We start from the raw sequence: 18,857 nt of genomic DNA on the forward strand, positions 1-18,857 counted from the left end.
ATGTATTAATTTAAACTTGGTAAGCCGGCAGGTTGAAAATAAAAGAACTGCCCTCTTTTGGTTTGCTCAATACAGTAATAGTAGTATCATGCAATTCCATTATTTTTTTTACGATGGCCAGGCCTAGTCCTGAGCCCTGTTTTTTGGCGCTCTTGTCAACTTGTTTATATCGATCGAAAATAAATGGCTGTTCGTTTACAGGAATTCCAGTTCCGGTATCGGTAATGTTTATTTCAACATTCTTGCCTTTCTTTTGCAATGAAAGCGTTACTTTTCCTTTGGGTTCGGTATACTTGATGGCATTTTCTATAAGGTTTTGAAGTGCTCTCTCTACCAAACTTACATCTGCAAAAACCATATTGTTTTCCTTCGGATTATCTAATTGCAATGCGATCTGCTTCTGCGCTGCAATTACCTTAAATTTGGCAATGAGGTCATGCGAAAGTTCAGTTATTGAAAAAGGTTCTTTTACGGGAGTGACCTGTTCTGCCTCCAACTTGGAATATTCAAACAACTGATTAATGAGTTTTGAAAGTTTGTCTACATTATCGTGAGTGATTTGCAGGTATTCTTGTTTTTCGATCTCTGAAAGTGAATTCCTTTTGATTTGCAGCGTTTCTATGTACCCCTTTAAAATGGCCAATGGCGTTCGCAAATCGTGTGAGACGTTCGCAATCAGTTCTCTGCGCAACAAATCAACAGACTGCATTTTATCAATGTTTCCGGTAATAGTATCTGCCATTTCATTAAAGGAATTCGCAAAGATTGAGATGTCTGACGAATCGGGATTTTCGATACGAGCCGTTAAATCACCTTCGCTAAAACGACGTACGGTACTGGTAATCACTCGCAGGTTTTTGGTTAAAAACCAAATTGCCAAAAGTCCGATTATGGCGGCAAAAATTGTAGTTAGCAAAGTGGCACCTAAGCCTAGTCTTGCGAAATATTGGCCCATTAAAGTACTACTGACTTCTTGAAATTTCTTTCCAGCGAGGATGATATAGATAAACCCATTTCTGCCATCTACTGAGTATGGGGCCGCGGAAAATATTTTTTGTTCCCCTGGTGACCTCGGATCATCACCTAAAATAAAATTTTCTCCTTTGTCTTTTATGAAGGATTCGATAGGTGCCAATGAAACACTTTTGGTACCGTCTTTGTCGTTGGGATCGAGAACCACAGAATAAAGAATCTCTCCCTTGTCATTCAAAAGGTACACCTCAATACCGCGATTAACGGCCATCATATCATGCATTAAATCACCAAACAAGGGTTTATTAACGCTGCCATCTTCTAAAAACGGGGAGGCATTTTGAAATTTCTCCGCAATGACGTGATTGGCAACTTCTGCATTCAGACGTTGGGTGGTCTCTTGGTTGTGTTTATTTGCAAAATACCCGGTAATTCCAATGTACGACACCCCCATCATGATGACCAGCAGAATAAAGGCTAGCCATAATTTTTTGACTAATTTTGGAGTTAGTGTTTTTGGTGTAGTGCTCATACCGCGATGTCTTCGTTAAATTTGTAACCTACACCCCAAGTAGTTAAAATATAGGTTGGGTTTGCCATGTCTGACTCAATTTTGGCCCGTAGCCTATTGATATGAGAATTCACGGTATGTTCATAACCTTCGAAATTATAACCCCAAATCATGTCTAACAACTCGGTTCTACTATAATTTCTACCTGGGTTAGAGGCCATCAATACCAAAAGTTCAAATTCCTTAGGCGATAATTCCACCTTCTTATCATCTAAAACTACCTTTCTGCGGTCAATATCAATAAGTAGGCCTTCAGCCGAAATTGCCGAAGAATTCTGTTTTTCTTGTTTCGCAGAATCTGTTCTACGCATAACAGCTTTAACCCGAGCCAGTAATTCTCTGATACTAAATGGCTTGGTGATATAGTCATCGGCACCCATCTCTAAACCAAGAACACGATCAATTTCTTCCGACTTTGCTGTGAGCATGATTATGGGTGTATTCTTTTTCTCCCTTAGCCTTTTACAAATGGTAACACCATCCATGGTGGGTAAGGTTAAATCTAGCAAAATGAGATCGTAATCGTTCTCTAAAGCCATTTGCAGACCAACTTCACCATCCATAGCTTTTGCTGTGGAATAAATAAGGTCGGTTAGATGAATCTCCAGTAATTTTATGATTTCTGGATCATCTTCAATGATAAGTATTTGTTTCATAATTATTTAGGTTACGAAAGAAGTTAAAAAGTATCACATAAACATCACGGGCAATTCAAAAAAGATGAAAAGTGAAAATAATTGGCTAAACCACTTTGTTTATTCACTTTGTTTAAAGAATTGCCTTTCTACTAGTCGAATATATCACAAAATCCTAACAGTTTTTTTCTTAAAAGTTTATGTTTTCGTGACCTTTTCTAGACAATATATAGTTTAGTTTGTTAAATAATCTATAAAATGAAAAAGATGAAAAAAAAATTACTCTTAGATGGATTCGCAAACTATCAGTCGGCACGGGTTAGGTGGTCGATGTTAGTATTTGCGTTTTTCAGCTTGTTTGCTTGGCAAAATGCCCTTGCTCAAGACCCAGCACCCGAGGCGGGAGAAATTGTTGGTGGCCCTTTTGAATTTTGTGTTGACGGTACTCCCGATATGGTTTCTGGCCTGTCGTTAACTGGAGATCGTGTGGGCAGTATGAGTTCTTGGGTGATCACCGATGATAAGGGAAAAATCTTAGGATTGCCTCCAACACTAGAGGCTGTAGAAGGTGTAAATTTCGATGGCGCCGGCCCAGGTACTTGTTTGATATGGTATTTACGTTATGAAGAAGGTCTTGAAGGTTTAGCACCAGATTTAAATGCCAACGATTTAAAAGGATCCTTTGATCTGTCAAATCCCGTTTATGTTGTTCGTTCTGAAACGGAAGGAGGAACCTTAACCGGAGGCCCATTTTACTTCGATGTAGATGGCACTCCTGATATGGTATCTGGAATCTCATTAACTGGAAAAAGATCGGGAAGCAATAGCATTTGGATGATCACTGACGATCAAGGTAAGATTTTAGGCCTTCCCCCAAGTTTGGCTGCTGTAGAAGGTGTCAATTTTGATGGCGCTGGAGCCGGTACTTGTTTTATTTATCATTTGAGATATGAAGATGGAATTCAAGGCCTTGCACCTGATATGAATAGAGATGACTTAGAAGGTTGTTTTGATTTATCAAATAGAGTAGAGGTTATACGTACTGCTGCTCCTCATGCTGGGGAGATTGTTGGTGGCCCTTTTGAATTTTGTGTTGATGGTACTCCCGATATGGTTTCTGGCCTGTCGTTAACTGGAGATCGTGTGGGCAGTATGAGTTCTTGGGTGATCACCGATGATAAGGGAAAAATCTTAGGATTGCCTCCAACGCTAGAGGCTGTAGAAGGTGTAAATTTCGATGGCGCCGGTGCCGGTACTTGTTTGATATGGTATTTGCGTTATGAAGAAGGTCTTGAAGGTTTAGCACCAGATTTAAATGCCAACGATTTAAAAGGATCCTTTGATCTGTCAAATCCCGTTTATGTTGTTCGTTCTGAAACGGAAGGAGGAACAATGGTAGGTGGACCTTACGAATTTACTGTAGATGAAGAGGCGGATTTCATTTCAGAAATTGCGCTGACCGGTGAAAGAGCTGGTAGCAATAGTACTTTTGTAATTACAGATGAGTACGGCACTATTTTAGGCTTGCCCAAAAGCCTTGGTGAAATAAAAGGTATCAATTTCAATGAGGCTGGCCCGGGTACATGCTTGATTTGGCATCTGCGCTATGAAGATGGCCTAGTCGGATTAGAACCAGACTTAAATGCCGAAGAATTGGAGGGGTGTTATGATTTTTCAAATGCACTTACTGTAATTCGCGCTGAACCAGAAGTGGTCGTCGGGGGAGAAATCACTGGAGGACCTTTTGAGTTCTGCGTTGGTGATGATGAAGCCGATAATGTTTCTGGCGTGGCGGTCACAGGTAACGAAGGATCAAACTCACAATGGGTGATCACAGATCAATTTGGAAAAATATTAGGTCTTCCGCCTTCGCCTGAAGCGGTAAACTTTGATGGTGCCGGTGCCGGCTTATGTCTGATTTGGCACTTGAGCTATGCAGACGGACTTGAAGGTTTGGAAGCAGGTAACAATGTTGCTGAACTCGCAGGAAATTATGAGTTCTCCAACGAAATTGAAGTAAATAGATTTCAGCCTTATGCAGGTACGTTAGTTGGTGGACCATTCTATTTCGATGTAGATGGAGAAGTTGATAACGTATCGGGTATAGAATTAAAAGGTGACCGTTCAGGTACGAATAGTAGCTGGGTAATTACTGATGACCAAGGAAAAATCTTGGGCTTACCTCCAACTATTGAGGCTGTTGAAGGCGTTAATTTTGACGGTGCTGGTGCAGGTACTTGCTTGATTTGGTATTTGCGCTATGAAGATGGCCTTGAAGGTTTAGCACCAGATTTAAACGCTAATGACTTGATGGGATGTTTTGATTTATCAAATCCGATCGAAGTTGTTCGCACACAAGTTCCAAATGCCGGCGAAATTGTTGGAGGTCCATATGAATTCTGTGTTGATGGAACGCCCGATATGGTTTCAGGACTTTCATTGACTGGAGATCGATATGGCAGTATGAGTTCTTGGGTCATTACAGATGACAAAGGAAAAATCTTAGGCTTGCCCCCAACGCTTGAGGCTGTTGAAGGTGTAGATTTTGATGGCGCCGGTGCCGGTACTTGTTTGATATGGTATTTGCGCTATGAAGAAGGTCTTGAAGGTTTAGCGCCAGATCTCAATGCCCATGATTTAAAAGGAAATTTTGATCTTTCAAATCCCGTTTATGTAGTTCGTTCCGAAACAGAAGCAGGAACTTTAGTTGGTGGTCCATTTTACTTCATGGTCGATGGTTCTCCAGATATGGTTTCAGGTATTACATTGACTGGAAAAAGATCAGGTAGTAACAGCACTTTCGTCGTTACTTCACCGGAAGGCGAGATTTTGGGAATTCCACCTAGTATGGAAGCAGTGGAAGGTATCGATTTTGATGGTGCCGGAGCCGGAACTTGTTTGATCTGGCACTTGCGTTATGAAGACGGACTCGAAGGGCTAGAAATGGGTAAAAACGCTAATGACCTAATGGGCTGTTATGATCTTTCTAATTATGTGGAGGTTGTACGGATGGATGCCATAGATGGAGGTATGCTAAGCGGCGGACCGTCTTTTGAATTCTGCGTAGGCGATGAGGAACCAGATAACGTTTCTGGGGTTTCCGTAAGCGGAAATACCGGATCAAACTCCCAATGGGTAGTTACCTCGCCAGAAGGAAAGATCTTAGGCCTTCCGCCCGCACCCGAAGCTGTTAATTTTGATGGGGCAGGATCAGGCACTTGTTTGATCTGGCACCTGAGTTATGAAGAGGGCTTAGTAGGTCTCGATGTAGGCAGCTATGTTGCCGACTTGAGTGGAGCTTATGACTTTTCAGATTATATTACGGTGTATAGAAACCAGCCAGACGCGGGTGAGCTAACCGGAGGTCCTTTTGAGTTTAATGTGGATGGAGAAGCAGATTACGTATCTGGAATTGCGATTACTGGCAATCGTTCAGGTAGCAATAGCACATTTGTAGTAACCTCACCAGAAGGAGAAATTCTAGGTATTCCGCCAAGCTTAACTGCAGTTGAAGGAATCGATTTTGATGAGGCGGGACCTGGCATTTGTTTAATCTGGCATTTGCGCTACGAAGATGGACTAGAAGGTCTTGAAACGGGTTTAAACGCCAATGACCTTGTAGGATGTTATGATTTTTCTAATGCAATTGAGGTGGTTCGCGCTGAAGACACTACTGCAGGTAAATCGTCAAGTGCAACAGTGTTTCCGTTACCAGCAACCGATGTGCTGAATGTTTCTCTAAAATCATTTGGAAATAGTGATGTTCATGTCACAATGATTGATCTAGGTGGGAATGCAATCAGCACTAGCATGAAGAAAGTGGTTGATAAGGGTATCTCTCTAGATGTTCAATCAGTTCCTTCCGGATTATACATTCTTAATATTACAAATGAAGAAGGAAGATCAGTCTCGAAGAAAGTCATCATTAGGTAGTTCAAATTTTGGCTAGTGTTGACTAAAACACCTTGAGCATATGCTCAAGGTGTTTTTTTTGCTTTTTAAAACCAAATAAAACCTTAATACTTCTAACAAAACTATACACAACTCTATGCCAAAGTTTATTTTCTCGTGAACCTCTTGTTATCTCATGGTAGTTTATTTGTACTGTAAAATAAAAACAAAATAATTACCATGAAAAAAATGAATATTTTAAGAAGTACACTAGCAGCAATGCTACTACTGGGATTGGCATCATGTGAAAATGATGATAGCCCTACTGAAATTGCACAAGAACAACAAGAAGAACCACAAGAACAGCCAATGACCGATGCGGAAACATCAGTGGTTATTAATGAGGTTAGATATCAGGGAGAAGATACAATTGAAATTTTAAACAATGGTACTGGAAGTGTGAATTTGGCTGACTACTGGCTATGCTTAGGCCCCGGTCAATATGTACAAATAGGCACACTCACCCCTATTAGCGGAAATATTGAACTTCCTTCAGCAGCATATCTTGTGGTAAGTTATGCGCTGCCAGATAGCGAAGGTGGTTTAGGTCTTTATAGCGCAAATGAATTTACAAATTCAGATGCCCTTGTCGATTTTGTACAATGGGGTGCATCGGGTAGTGCAAGAGAGAATGTTGCCGTAGCCGCTGGTCAATGGGTTGCTGGTGATTTTGTTCCTACTGTTGGGAATGCAAACAATGCTATAGCCTATGATGGCGAAGGAGATGTTGCTACCGATTGGAACGAAACCACTACCTTGACCTTCGGTGCGGTTAACCAAATCACTGAGTTGGTAACCAGTAGCTTCAACGTCACCATTAGCAACATTATTAACTATTTGGCGGTTCAGGTATTCAATACACCAGATGGTGCAGATGCACCGGGGCCTGTAGCAGACCAAGATGGATCATATTGGTTTGATTTTCAAGCCACTCCCGGTACGAGCTTGAGTTTTGCTACCATGCAGGTAGTTTCAAATGATTGGTTCTATGCCCCAAGGGCTACTGGTGTCGCGTTGTTTGAAAACGGAACCCCAGTTACTGGTGATATTACCGACCAAATTTACCTATGGGATTCAGGAACGGAAGAAGAAGATCCGGCGACTATTACATCGGTCCCTGGCGGAGCTGAAGCCGGTGAGCCCGACGATGATAATACGGTAAGAATAGTTACAACAGATGTTACCTCAATGGTAAAGGTAACCTTGAACTATGATGAGGGTACGAGAACGTTTCGATTGTTGATTAAAAACCTAAGAGGTGCTACTGATGTAGACGAACCTGTAATTTTAGCTCCTGGTATCGCTGTAGTACACGCCTTGGATAATGCCCTATTCACATCAGGTGAGCCTGATAGGGATCTGGGATTAGCAAAAATTGCAGTGCAAGGTAACCCGGCTGACTTGTATGCTTGGTTTACCGAAACGGGTAGTACAGGTGCTCCTTTAAGGCTATCATCATCATACAGTGTATTTGCCCCCGCAGTTGTTTATGCATTTGACTCTGAAAACGACCCCGTATTTACTCAGGGTGAAGCAGCAGTCGTGGGAAGTGGAATCGAGGAAAGTGCCGAGGATGGAAACAATCAAATAATTTTTGATTATATCAATACCAGCTTGAAAATTCCAGTAGCTAAAAGTAATGAAGCTATGCCGATTGCTCCAGGCCAGAGTTTTACATTTACTTTGAATGATGTTCCAGAGGGATACAAATTTGGGTACAATACGATGTTGGTCAGCACAAATGACTGGTTTTTGGCCTACAACAATGCTGGATACCCCCTTTTTGATGAAAATGGGACGGCAAAAAGTGGTGATGGAGCTACTGAAAAATCGTATTTATATGATGCTGGAACAGAAATAGATCAAGTTGTTGGTTTTGGTGCCGATCAACCCATGAGACAGGCGGGTCCGAATAGTGGTGCAGCTGACGAAAACACCACCATTCGAAGAGTTTCCGAGATTGATGACGTTCAATTTGGTAAGGGAATCATTAGCTCTCCGGCAGGCGTAGTAGGCTACGGAGACGCTAGAGGTGGTTACAATTTAGTTAAGGTAACTATATCTGCCAATTAAAGTCTTTGTTAGTGTTTGTTTTGTTGAAATGAAAATGCCCTGTGAATCTCTTCATAGGGCATTTTTTTTGACTGTAACTAAATTTCTTTTTATTCCCACGAATCAATATGATTCATATCATCGAATTTGTACGCACCAACACGATGCTTTCTGTATTTGAAAAGTAACAAGGTCGTTCCTATCAAGATCAAGTACAAGACCATGATCAAGATTCCTATAGGTAAAAATGCGCCTGGCAGTACATAGTATTCGTAATCCCAATAGGTAGACAATATGTATATGCTTTCGAACGCTTTGTAAATGTAGACTAAGAAAATTCCATAAAGAACATATTCTAGGTTTCGCATCTGAGGATCAGTCATCTCGTCCTCCTTTATTTTAAACCAAAGCACATATAAGAATATAAAATGCCCAACACTCAAAATAGGAAAGATGTAATTGGCAGGTTTAAAAAAGTAAAATTTACTAGTATATGGCCCGTAAAAGCTAAAAATAATAAGGAATGCCAATACTACAATCGAGAGGATGAATGTGCGCTTTAACGTGAATATGCGTAAAATAGACTTCATTTTAAGGGCGGTTGGGGAATTTATTAGACCCATTTGGTTGTAAAGAACGCATCTTAACTTTGTTTTATTTAAAAAATTCGATGAAGCGCAATTTATGTTGGGTATTGGCCAAAATGCGTTGCGAAACTACTATTTACCACGTAAAATCTTTAGCAAAATGCTTTTAAGAAAGCCATCCTTTGTCGGTGGCAGCACGTGCCAAAAAGACCAATAGAAACCCCACTATTACAATCAAAAGTGGCATATACATGGCGTTGGTTCCCATTACGTCAAAAGTATCGCTTAAAAAGAACATATAGGTCTGTTGAACTAGAATTCCCAATAAAGAAAGGATAAGAATCTGATGGGCCCATTTCTTTCTTAGCACTAATAAGAGACTTCCAACTGCACCTGCAAAGACTGCTATGGCAAATGCAGCTGTATACCAAGCTGGCTGTGCTTCTAATAATTGTTGATGTGCTTCAGGCATCGCCTGTAGCTCCTCGGTAGACATGTATGCCTGTCCTAAATAGGCGCCTACTCCCAAAAGATTCCAAAGAAGTGCCAAAGCACTTACAATCCAAAACCATACTGGCGGTTTCGTTTTTGCATTTGTATTCATACTGAATTGGTTTAGTTGATTATGTTTTCAAAGTACGAAAAATTTGGTTTGCTTGCGAAGCTAATTTATATCTAGTTTTGAAAAACTTCAACACCTACTAAGAAATTTCCAACAATGCAAAGGAGACGATTTTATTATCTTATCAAACTACAGTATTTAGGCTTCCGCTACAGCGGTTGGCAAAAACAACCGGGCCAAAAGACTATTGAACAAATGCTATTGAAAACCTTACGGTTTATTCATGCGGAAGCTGACTTTAAGATCTTAGGGGCCGGTCGAACCGATGCCAAGGTTTCAGCGCTAGATGCTGCCTTTGAACTTTTTGTGGATGTACCCATTGATGACCTGAAACAATTTCAGATTCTTTTTAATAAGAATCTTCCCCCAGATATTCGAATTACTTCTATATCAGAGACCAATGCGCAGTTCAACATTATTCAAAACAGCAAAGAAAAAGAATATGTATATCTGTTTTCTCATGGAGAGAAAAACCATCCGTTCGCAGCTCCTTTTATTGCAAACATTATTGATGTGTTAGATATTGATGTAATGAAAAAAGCCTGCAAGCTTTTTGAGGGTGAACATAACTTTTCTTCCTATACGGCCCGTTTGCAAGAAAATACTCAGTTTATCAGAACCATAGCAAGCTGCGAAATACGACCAAACGAAATCCTTCAAGCGAATTTCTTTCCCAAGAAATCATTCGCTTTGCACGTAAATGGAAAAGGATTTATGAGATATCAAATTCGTATGATGATGGGGGCCTTAATACAATTGGGAAGGGGAGAACTTAAGCTTTTAGATATTGAAGAATCACTAAAAGAGAACAGTTCAATTCAACTGACCTTCGTTGCCCCAGGTTCAGGGCTACTATTAAACCAGCTTCATTTTGGACAATAGCTTTTCATCGCGTTGGTAATTTTTGTACATTGTTGCTAAACCAGCTACAATGCCTTATTGGCTTTACATAGTGTTACTTCTTGTTGGAGTTTATGTGGGAATAAGTGTATTACTTTATTTTCTGCAAGACTATTTGATGTTTAAACCGGAGAAACTAGAAAAGGATTTTCAATTTCATTATGAAAATCAGGAAACTGAAGAATACAATGTAGAAACCCGTGATGGCGCTACTATAAATGGACTCCATTTCAAGGCAAAACAGCCCAAAGGAGTAGTGTTTTATTTGAAGGGTAATTCTAAGAGTATGCGAGGTTGGGGCAAATTCGCTGTAGATTTTACCAGACATGGTTATGACGTCATTATGGTAGATTATAGAGGTTTCGGTAAGAGTACTGGGCGTCGAACACAGAAGGCGGTAAAAAGAGACCTCCAGGTAGTGTATAACAAAATCAAGGAAAATGTTGATGAGAAGTACATTGTTCTTTATGGCCGGTCGCTGGGCTCGGGCTTCGCTACCAAATTGGCTTCAATGAACAATCCAAGAATGTTAATTCTTGATGCACCCTATTACAGCTTGAGTAAGGTAGCGAAACGGTACGTGCCGTTTATGCCGCTTTCCGTTCTTTTGAAATTTCCAATGCCTACCTATAAATGGTTGAAGTACGTGCAATGTCCCATTCATATCATACACGGCACCGACGATAAACTAATTCCATATAAAACTAGCGTAAAACTCTCCAAAATAAAACCGAAGCTTACTACCTTGCATTCCATTATTGGTGGCGGACATAAAAACTTAAACACCTTCGAGTATTACCATAAAGTTCTTGATGAAATCATAACGTCAAAACCCAAAAAGATTAACTTAGAGGGCTCCAGTATTCATGTTAAACACTCCTCGAAAACTGCTAATGCGTAGATTAAGAAAAATTGGTATTGCGCTAGGCGTATTGTATTTACTTTTGCTCGTTTCGGCTTACTTTTTTCAAGAAAGACTTATTTTTTTCCCTTCAAAGATGCCCATGTCGCATGAGTTTGATTTCTGTCAACCTTTTGAAGAGTTTTTTCTAACAACTGACGACGGCGCAAAGCTCAATGCGGTACATATCAAGAATAATTCCACCAAGGGCGTAGCGCTTTATTTTCACGGAAATTCTGGTAATGTTTCGCATTTAGGGCATGTAGCGAATTTGATAACCCGTAAGGGCTATGACGCTATTTTGGTAGACTATAGGACCTATGGAAAAAGTACTGGAAAATTGAGTGAACAGGCGCTTAATGAAGATGCGCAACTCTTTTACGATTATGCGCTAAATCGTTATGATGAAAATGAAATCGTATTGTACGGGCGTTCATTCGGAACGGGAATTGCCTCGAGATTGGCCGCAAAGAACAACCCCTGTCGACTGATTTTAGAATCACCTTTTTCTAGTGCTGTAGATTTGGGGAGTCATCGTTTCCCCATTTTACCGGTATCATGGTTGTCTCAATTCCGTTTTCCTTCCACAGAATACATGCAGGAAGTGAAATGCCCAATATATATATTTCATGGTACTGCTGACAAAGTGATTCCTTATAAATTTGCTCAAAGATTATATGAAGCCATCCCTGGCGATGGAAAAAAACTTTTTACCATAGAAGGAGGCGGGCATAACTACCTGCAAGATTATAAGGTATTTAAAGACGGAATGAATGAAGCTTTAGAGTAATTCTTAAGCGAACAAATCAGATGACAAATAACGGTCACCACGGTCGCATACTATAGAGACAATAGTTCCACTTTTTAAGCTATTGGCTAGTCTCAAAGCAGCCGTTGCCGCACCACCACTACTCATACCAGAAAAAATACCTTCTTCCGTCGCTAGTCTTCGTGACATGGCTCGTGCCTCATCAGCGCTTACCTCTAAAACTTTATCGACTTTAGTGGCATCAAATATTTTTGGCAAGTATGCTTCAGGCCATTTTCTGATTCCTGGAATACTAGCGCCATCTTTGGGCTGCACGCCCACTATTTGAACATCAGCATTTTGCTCTTTTAAATAGGTCGAAGTGCCCATTATAGTGCCTGTAGTTCCCATGGCGGATACGAAATGAGTTATTTCACCCTGGGTATCTCTCCAGATTTCAGGTCCGGTTGTCATGTAATGCGCTCCCCAGTTGTCATCGTTTCCAAATTGGTTCATCATAATATAGCCTTCATCCCTTACCTTGCTTTCAGCGTAGTCACGAGCACCTTCAATGCCATCAGGTGTAAGAGTAACTTTAGCTCCATAGGCGCGCATGGTCTGTACCCGTTCTTTGGTAGCATTTTTTGGCATTACTAGCTCAATTTCCAGTCCGTATATACCAGCTATCATTGCTAGCGCAATACCTGTATTACCACTAGTAGCTTCAATAAGTTTTGAATTTGCATCGAAATCTCCACGTTCTAAACCGCTTTTAATCATGTTGTAGGCGGCCCGATCCTTAACACTTCCACCCGGGTTTTGACCTTCTAGCTTAAAAAGTAGTTTTACATTCGGATTTGTATTCAGCACCTTCGATGCTACCAAAGGGGTATTTCCTATAATATCTAAAACGCTATGTGGCATTCGACTGGGTTTTTATCTTAATTTCTGGAGTATGAAAAACAGTGGAATTTGCAGGAACGGATTCGGTTAACCAAGCGTTACCCCCGATTATTGAATTTTCACCGATAATAGTTTCACCTCCCAAAATGGTTGCATTGGCGTATATGGTTACGTTATCTTCAATAGTAGGATGCCGTTTTGTTTTCTGAAGATTTTTGGAAACAAATAAACCCCCTAAGGTTACCCCTTGATAGATTTTAACGTGGTCTTTAATAACAGCAGTTTCTCCAATAACGACCCCCGTGCCATGATCAATATGGAATGAGGTTCCGATTACTGCTCCCGGATTTATATCTACCCCGGTTTGTCTATGAGCATATTCCGTCATCAACCTCGGCACCAATGGAAAACCAACTTCATATAACTCATGAGCCAGTCTGTAGATGGCAATCGCATAAAAACCTGGGTAAGCCATATATACTTCTTCAATAGACAAAGAAGCAGGGTCACAGTTTACCGTCGCTTCCGCATCAAGATTCAAAAGTTCAAGAATTTTTGGCAACTTTGCTACATAGTTTTGCCAAACTTTTTTACAGGGCTTCTCTGTATTCCAACAGGCAAGATTGACCAAGATATCGAATTCAGCCTCCAAGGTATCTAAATTAGCCTCTACAGGAGTTTCAATATCAAATAAGGTATAGAATAATAAGTTGGTAAATACTTCTGTTCGTTCCTTAAGCTGATATCTAAGATTGGGTTGTTTCTTGTGTTCCCGTATCTTTTCAATAATTAGCGATTTATCCATAGACTTACTAGGTTACTTCTAATAATCACCAATATTACAAGATTGGTTTTTTTAAATGGTTAACTTTAACTCAAATTTATAAGGATTAGGTCACATGCAGAAAAAGGGAGTTGCTCCAGCAGTTTTTTCATTCCTAAAGAAGTTGGAGAAAAATAATAATCGAGATTGGTTTACAACGCATAAAAAGGAGTTTAAAGCGCTGGAAACCGACATGAAGTCTTTTTTTAACGATCTGCTGGAGGAGGTAAAAGGTCATGATGAAATTGAAGGGCTAAAGGTGTTTAGAATTTATAGGGATGTTCGGTTTTCGAAAAACAAAACGCCATACAAAATCAATTTTTCAAGTTCTTTGTCTAGAGCAGGCGCAAAGCTAAGAGGCGGATATTATACACATATACAACCCAATAATGCCAGTTTTATAGCCGCGGGATTTTGGCAACCCAATAAAGACGATCTACTGCGTATTCGCAAAGAATTGGAATTAGATGCCTCTGTTTTTCGCGATCTTATTGGAGCCAAGAAATTTAAAAGTATTTGGGGAGATTTAGTGGGTGATGAAGTAAAAACGGCACCCAAAGGATTTGACAAAGCACATCAAAACATTGATTTAATCAAAAAGAAGCAGTTTATTTTTACGCGCAGCTTTTCCGACAAAGAAGTTTTGGACCCCAAGTTTATGCAAGAGGTGAACAAATCGTTCGCAGCCATTCGACCCTATTTTGATCTGATGAGCGATATTTTGACGACCAATCTAAATGGCGAATCGCTTTTAGACTAGGAGCACTTTCTCAAAAAATTGAACCCGATCTTGGATTCTTTTAATGACCATGTTCATCATTCGCTTGTTCAGTGCCGATGAATTTCTGGTATACCGTTCGTATTCCTCAACCGTGAATTGACCAATAACCATTCCCTTCAAAGAATTACGAAATTTAAGGTCTTTTTGAATTGCGTGAGCTATATAATCAAGACGTTTTTGAGGCGAAAGTTCGTAAAACGTGTTTTTGCGCTTTGCGATATAGTTTTGAAATACAATTAGGAACAAATCATTCTGCAACTTGATAATAGGCCGAAGTGTTTCATTCTGAAAACGCTCGTCATTACTCATGTTATCAGTAATCTTGGCAGATGAAATTTGGGGGCGGATCTTCTTCAGGCTATGCGATCTTTCATTCATCATTTCAGGTTTTATATAAAGGTAGGTATTAAGATTTGTGTGATTTACAAGCCATATATTAGTTTTTAACGGGGTTATGAACAAAAAAAGCCACCCTTAACGGATGGCTTTGTAATGGCTGAAATTTGCCTATTTATTTCCTACAAATTCTTCAAATGACTGCAGTTCAATATCTTCACTATTCTTTATTTTTTTCTTCAACTTGGCAAAATCTTTATGGGCAGTTGCAAAATTTTCAGATATAATTTCCAGATTTTCTAAATCAGAAGTCGAAGGCTTGTCATAGGTGGCTGCAACTTTGCTGTATAGTGCTGCCATTTTACCACGTAGCTCAGGCGGTGCCGCTCCCACATAGGCATCGCCCGTGGTAACCACTAAGGTCTTCTTTAAGTCGGTAAGTTTGGTTAACAATTTCTTGTTGTTAGTCGCTGTGGCTTTGGCAATCAATTCATCAACTTCATAAACCATATACGCCAGTTTTTGGGTCATGTCATGGAGTTTTTCAGCGGTCTCATTTTTCAACTTTCGGTCTTCCTCTGAAAGACTGGAATTTTCATCATATACTAATTCAAATGGATGCTCATAGATTTTCTTACCTTTTTTAATAACGACTTTGTAGCTTCCAGCGGCCACCGTATGGGTCGCAAAGCCGCTTCTGGTGAATGTCTTGCCCTTGGCGATTTTTGGCATTTTTTTAGAGAAATCCCAAGTAACTATATTGATTCCTTTCGATTTGCCTGGCCCCAGCTCATTTATAACATTGCCTGACATATCTTGAATTTGCAGCGTCATCTTACCAAAGGTGTGTCTTTTTTGTAAGTGATATTTAAACTGCATGTCTTTCGTTTTACTTGCGCCAACAAATTGGGTTTCGGAACCGAAATTGGCCGCAAAATCACTCTTTTCATTGATAACGGTGGGGGCATTGGCAAAGAAATGCAGGTCTTTTGAAATAATTTCTTCGTTGATTTCCCGCAAGGGTGAAATATCATCAATGATAATTACGCCGCGCCCATGAGTACCCATTACGAGATCATTTGTAGCTTTTTGCAAATCAATGAAGTGTAGTGCGACAGGGGGCATGTTGTTGGTGAACTTATTCCAGTTTTTACCGCCGTTGGTCGTAATATAAAGTCCGAACTCCGTTCCTAAAAATAACAGGTCAGGATTCACATAATCTTCTTGAATATTTCGAACGAAACCATCTACTTCATCAGTTAGAATGCTTGTCCAGGTCTTTCCGAAATCGGTCGTCTTATAGGTATATGGTGTCATATCACCACTATTATGCCCTTCAAATACAGCATAGGCGGTTCCGGAATTGAACGTACTTGCCTCGATATGATAACACCAGGTGTTTTTTGGCAATGAAGGTATGTTAGCAACGGTGTTGGTCCAAGTTTTGCCACCATCTTGGGTAATTTGAACGTTACCATCGTCGGTTCCTACCCAAATGACTTTTTCATCTAAGGGAGATTCGGCTATAGTAAAAATCGTAGTGTAGTTTTCCGCTCCAGAATTATCAGTGCTTAAACCACCAGAATCTTTTTGACCTTGCTTGCTTACATCATTAGTGGTTAGGTCTGGAGAGATAATTTCCCATGTATCACCCATATCTTCCGATTTATGCAAGTACTGGCTTCCCATATAAAAACGGTCGGGTTGAGTGTTGCTAATTGCCATAGGAGGATTCCAATTAAAACGCAGTTTATCGGCATCTTTCGTTTGTAAGGGTTGTACGGTTTTCACCAATTGCTTATCAACGTCATAGCGCCATACAATTTCGGCATTGTACACTTCGGAATAAATAATATTTTTCTTAGGATGCTTCAATACACGAAATCCATCGCCACCCCCAATAGAATTCCAATCTCCCGCATTAATCCCTCCTGAAGACGAAGATGGGCCATACCAAGAGCCATTATCTTGTAAACCGCCATAGACGTTGTATGGTGTTTCATCATCTACGCTTATATGATAAAATTGAGAAAGGGGAAGGTTTTCAACAATTTCCATGGTAGCACCGCCATCCCAAGAGCGATACACACCGCCATCGGTTCCGAAGTACATAATGTCAGAATCTTTAATGCTAAAGGCGATATCATGAATGTCGCTATGCATAAAACCTAAATTTCTGAACGTTTTGCCCCCATCTCGCGAAATGGAGCCTGAAAGGCCACCCTTTACAACAACATTTTCATCTCTCGGGTCAACAACAATTCTTGAAAAATAGAAAGGGCGTACGGTAATCTCAAAATCATTATTGAGTTGTTCCCAATTTTTTCCGGCATCATTACTTCTGTACAATCCTTTTTTCTTTTCTTCCTCAGCTTCTATTACGGTATAGAGAACCTTCGGATTTGTCGGTGCAACGGCAATAGCCAAACGCCCTAATTTTCCTTCAGGGAAGCCATTGTGTATTTTGTTCCAAGTCGTTCCACCGTCTACTGACTTATATAGCGCACTATTTTCTCCGCCTGAATCAAAACCCCAGGCCGTGCGACGAAACTCCCACATGGAAGCATAAATGATATTTGGATTGCTAGGATCTATGGCCAGGTCAGCAGCACCAGTTTTTTGGTTAACGTATAAAATTTTGTTCCAAGTTACTCCGCCATCTAAAGATTTGTAAACTCCGCGCTCTTCACTATCGCTCCAAAGAGCCCCTAAGACAGCAACATAGATTTCATCTGAATTGTTGGGGTTTACAATAATGTTGGCAATGCGTTCTGATTTATCAAAACCTATCTTTTTCCAGTTCGAACCACCGTCTACAGATTTATAAAGGCCATCTCCAATAGAAACACTATTACGTGTCCAGGTTTCACCAGTACCAACGTAAATTACATTATTTGGATTGTTAGGGTCTAGGGTCACCGCTCCAATAGATTGACAATATTCGTCAAAAATCGGCTTAAAGGTTGCTCCGCCATCTTTTGATCGCCAAACACCGCCTCCAGCTGTACCGGTGTAGATGATTCTGCTGTTTGTGGGATGTACCTCCATATCATTGATTCTTCCACTCATACCGGCAGGGCCGATATGCCGAGCTGAAATATCGCCGAACAGTTGTTTTCCATTGGTATTCTGTTGGGCTGATGTACCATGCACCCATAGCAAAGCACCCACAACGATTGTGAATAATTTTTTCATATTTGGTTGATTTTTAGTAAAAAGGCCCTTAGTAAGTAAGGGCCTTTTTATGTTTGAAACAAAATGGTGAACCTCTTACTCTGGAAAAGCGAAACTAGTAGCTTCAACAGTAGGGTTGAGTTCTATTTTTTCAATAGTCATTGGAACAGAAGTTGGCTGACCTTCAGCGCCAATACTCCAAGAATGTGCAAAATAAAGTCCGTCGACCTCTTGATAATCACTAAAAGAAATTTTTTGAACCATTCCTTTTCCGGGTCCTGTTTTGACTTCGGTACTCATGGCAATTGGTACAAAGTTTTCGGTATCAAAGTAATAAAAGGAAATATCATCTTCCTGTTTTCCATCTACAGTGATTGGCTCTTTGATGACCTTGACTTTGAATGTTTCCGCACCGTCAATGGTCTCTTTACCTAATAGTTCAACAGTATAACCCTTATCTTTATAATTGGTAAACTCATTTGGAAAGTCATTGATACTCAGTTTGAAATTCTCGGTTAGCTCGGCATCCATTTTTTCAGGTTGCTGGGTCATCATATTATGGCTCCAAAGGGTTTCACCGTCAAACGTTTGCTGATTGTAGGTTTGCCCTTGTATAGACATTGAAGTACTGGTCCTGCCATCTTTCATACGTACGATTTCCATAGGAAATTCCATACCCATTTGACTAACCTTAGCTGTGATTTTCATTCCTTCCAGACTGTTTAATTTTTCAAGTCCGCCAATATTGTCAAAATAGCTGTCTATAATTTCATCTACGGTCTGAGCCTGAGTTGGCAGGGCGAATGCCATTATTAGTAGTAGGGTAAAAAGTTTTACTGTTTTCATTTTCTAGTTTTTAAAGTGTTCATTTCTTTAGTATCAAATGTATTAGGATTGTTAC

Annotated in this window: 15 protein-coding genes; 6 read left to right on the forward strand and 9 right to left on the reverse strand. The window is 40.2% G+C overall.

Features of this window, described 5'->3' with window-relative positions; genetic code table 11:
* Positions 1-10: 10 nt before the first annotated feature.
* Both ABJN95_RS12035 and ABJN95_RS12040 read right to left on the reverse strand, forming a co-directional pair.
* Entirely contained in the window at positions 11-1,504 is a 1,494-nt protein-coding gene (locus tag ABJN95_RS12035; RefSeq protein ID WP_348370651.1) for a HAMP domain-containing sensor histidine kinase, read from the reverse strand.
* A complete protein-coding gene (locus ABJN95_RS12040) occupies positions 1,501-2,199 on the reverse strand; it encodes a response regulator transcription factor (RefSeq protein WP_348370652.1) in 699 nt (232 codons plus the stop codon). The genes ABJN95_RS12035 and ABJN95_RS12040 overlap by 4 nt, the downstream gene beginning before the upstream one ends.
* 246 nt (positions 2,200-2,445) lie before the next feature.
* Between ABJN95_RS12040 and ABJN95_RS12045 the strand changes: the two genes are divergently transcribed.
* Positions 2,446-6,111 carry a T9SS type A sorting domain-containing protein gene (locus ABJN95_RS12045; protein WP_348370653.1) on the forward strand — a complete coding sequence of 1,222 codons (3,666 nt, stop codon included), beginning with the start codon at positions 2,446-2,448 and terminating at the stop codon, positions 6,109-6,111.
* Positions 6,112-6,309: 198 nt separating this feature from the next.
* The gene (locus ABJN95_RS12050) at positions 6,310-8,202 is read left to right on the forward strand and encodes a spondin domain-containing protein (RefSeq protein WP_348370654.1); all 1,893 of its coding nucleotides are present in this window, start codon (positions 6,310-6,312) and stop codon (positions 8,200-8,202) included.
* Positions 8,203-8,291: 89 nt separating this feature from the next.
* Here ABJN95_RS12050 and ABJN95_RS12055 read toward each other — a convergent pair whose 3' ends face one another.
* Both ABJN95_RS12055 and ABJN95_RS12060 read right to left on the reverse strand, forming a co-directional pair.
* On the reverse strand, positions 8,292-8,771 hold the full coding sequence (locus ABJN95_RS12055; RefSeq protein ID WP_348370655.1) for a hypothetical protein: 480 nt from the start codon (positions 8,769-8,771) through the stop codon (positions 8,292-8,294).
* 163 nt (positions 8,772-8,934) lie between these two features.
* Positions 8,935-9,372 carry a hypothetical protein gene (locus ABJN95_RS12060; protein ID WP_348370656.1) on the reverse strand — a complete coding sequence of 146 codons (438 nt, stop codon included), beginning with the start codon at positions 9,370-9,372 and terminating at the stop codon, positions 8,935-8,937.
* Positions 9,373-9,486: 114 nt separating this feature from the next.
* Here ABJN95_RS12060 and ABJN95_RS12065 point away from each other — a divergent pair, with 114 nt between their 5' ends.
* The 3 genes from ABJN95_RS12065 to ABJN95_RS12075 are packed head-to-tail and all read left to right on the forward strand — an operon-like array spanning position 9,487 to position 11,981.
* The gene (locus tag ABJN95_RS12065) at positions 9,487-10,272 is read left to right on the forward strand and encodes a tRNA pseudouridine(38-40) synthase TruA (RefSeq protein ID WP_348370657.1); all 786 of its coding nucleotides are present in this window, start codon (positions 9,487-9,489) and stop codon (positions 10,270-10,272) included.
* A 49-nt stretch (positions 10,273-10,321) separates the two neighbouring features.
* Positions 10,322-11,191, forward strand: a complete 870-nt coding sequence (locus ABJN95_RS12070) for an alpha/beta fold hydrolase (RefSeq protein WP_348370658.1) — start codon at positions 10,322-10,324, stop codon at positions 11,189-11,191.
* Entirely contained in the window at positions 11,184-11,981 is a 798-nt protein-coding gene (locus tag ABJN95_RS12075) for an alpha/beta hydrolase (protein ID WP_348370659.1), read from the forward strand. The genes ABJN95_RS12070 and ABJN95_RS12075 overlap by 8 nt, the downstream gene beginning before the upstream one ends.
* A gap of 3 nt (positions 11,982-11,984) precedes the next feature.
* Here ABJN95_RS12075 and cysM read toward each other — a convergent pair whose 3' ends face one another.
* Positions 11,985-12,863 (reverse strand): cysteine synthase CysM, encoded by an 879-nt coding sequence (gene cysM / locus ABJN95_RS12080; RefSeq protein WP_348370660.1) that lies wholly within the window; start codon positions 12,861-12,863, stop codon positions 11,985-11,987.
* Entirely contained in the window at positions 12,853-13,647 is a 795-nt protein-coding gene (epsC, locus tag ABJN95_RS12085; RefSeq protein WP_348370661.1) for a serine O-acetyltransferase EpsC, read from the reverse strand. Before epsC ends, cysM begins: the two co-directional genes overlap by 11 nt.
* 94 nt (positions 13,648-13,741) lie before the next feature.
* On the opposite strand from epsC, the gene ABJN95_RS12090 reads away from it, so the two are divergent.
* Positions 13,742-14,425, forward strand: a complete 684-nt coding sequence (locus ABJN95_RS12090) for a DUF2461 domain-containing protein (protein ID WP_348370662.1) — start codon at positions 13,742-13,744, stop codon at positions 14,423-14,425.
* On the opposite strand, the gene ABJN95_RS12095 is transcribed toward ABJN95_RS12090, so the two are convergent.
* The 3 genes from ABJN95_RS12095 to ABJN95_RS12105 form a co-directional block, all read right to left on the reverse strand.
* On the reverse strand, positions 14,417-14,824 hold the full coding sequence (locus tag ABJN95_RS12095) for a glyoxalase (protein ID WP_348371733.1): 408 nt from the start codon (positions 14,822-14,824) through the stop codon (positions 14,417-14,419). The two genes, ABJN95_RS12090 and ABJN95_RS12095, sit on opposite strands and share 9 nt — an antisense overlap.
* A 129-nt stretch (positions 14,825-14,953) precedes the next feature.
* Positions 14,954-17,977, reverse strand: coding sequence for a hypothetical protein (locus tag ABJN95_RS12100; RefSeq protein WP_348370663.1), 3,024 nt, complete (start codon positions 17,975-17,977; stop codon positions 14,954-14,956).
* A gap of 75 nt (positions 17,978-18,052) precedes the next feature.
* Positions 18,053-18,802, reverse strand: coding sequence for an outer membrane lipoprotein-sorting protein (locus tag ABJN95_RS12105; protein WP_348370664.1), 750 nt, complete (start codon positions 18,800-18,802; stop codon positions 18,053-18,055).
* Between the last annotated feature and the right edge of the window lie 55 nt (positions 18,803-18,857).

It is taken from the genome of Maribacter sp., assembly GCF_039974175.1.
Taxonomy (GTDB): Bacteria; Bacteroidota; Bacteroidia; order Flavobacteriales; family Flavobacteriaceae; genus Maribacter_C.

Coding starts and splice junctions, on each gene's coding strand:
- ABJN95_RS12045 (WP_348370653.1), top strand. CDS start 2,446: ATGAAAAAAAAATTACTCTTAGATGGATTCGCAAACTATCAGTCGGCA.
- ABJN95_RS12100 (WP_348370663.1), bottom strand. CDS start 17,977: ATGAAAAAATTATTCACAATCGTTGTGGGTGCTTTGCTATGGGTGCAT.
- epsC (WP_348370661.1), bottom strand. CDS start 13,647: ATGGATAAATCGCTAATTATTGAAAAGATACGGGAACACAAGAAACAA.
- ABJN95_RS12050 (WP_348370654.1), top strand. CDS start 6,310: ATGAAAAAAATGAATATTTTAAGAAGTACACTAGCAGCAATGCTACTA.
- ABJN95_RS12105 (WP_348370664.1), bottom strand. CDS start 18,802: ATGAAAACAGTAAAACTTTTTACCCTACTACTAATAATGGCATTCGCC.
- ABJN95_RS12035 (WP_348370651.1), bottom strand. CDS start 1,504: ATGAGCACTACACCAAAAACACTAACTCCAAAATTAGTCAAAAAATTA.
- ABJN95_RS12060 (WP_348370656.1), bottom strand. CDS start 9,372: ATGAATACAAATGCAAAAACGAAACCGCCAGTATGGTTTTGGATTGTA.
- ABJN95_RS12070 (WP_348370658.1), top strand. CDS start 10,322: ATGCCTTATTGGCTTTACATAGTGTTACTTCTTGTTGGAGTTTATGTG.
- ABJN95_RS12040 (WP_348370652.1), bottom strand. CDS start 2,199: ATGAAACAAATACTTATCATTGAAGATGATCCAGAAATCATAAAATTA.
- ABJN95_RS12055 (WP_348370655.1), bottom strand. CDS start 8,771: ATGAAGTCTATTTTACGCATATTCACGTTAAAGCGCACATTCATCCTC.
- ABJN95_RS12090 (WP_348370662.1), top strand. CDS start 13,742: ATGCAGAAAAAGGGAGTTGCTCCAGCAGTTTTTTCATTCCTAAAGAAG.
- cysM (WP_348370660.1), bottom strand. CDS start 12,863: ATGCCACATAGCGTTTTAGATATTATAGGAAATACCCCTTTGGTAGCA.
- ABJN95_RS12065 (WP_348370657.1), top strand. CDS start 9,487: ATGCAAAGGAGACGATTTTATTATCTTATCAAACTACAGTATTTAGGC.
- ABJN95_RS12075 (WP_348370659.1), top strand. CDS start 11,184: ATGCGTAGATTAAGAAAAATTGGTATTGCGCTAGGCGTATTGTATTTA.
- ABJN95_RS12095 (WP_348371733.1), bottom strand. CDS start 14,824: ATGAATGAAAGATCGCATAGCCTGAAGAAGATCCGCCCCCAAATTTCA.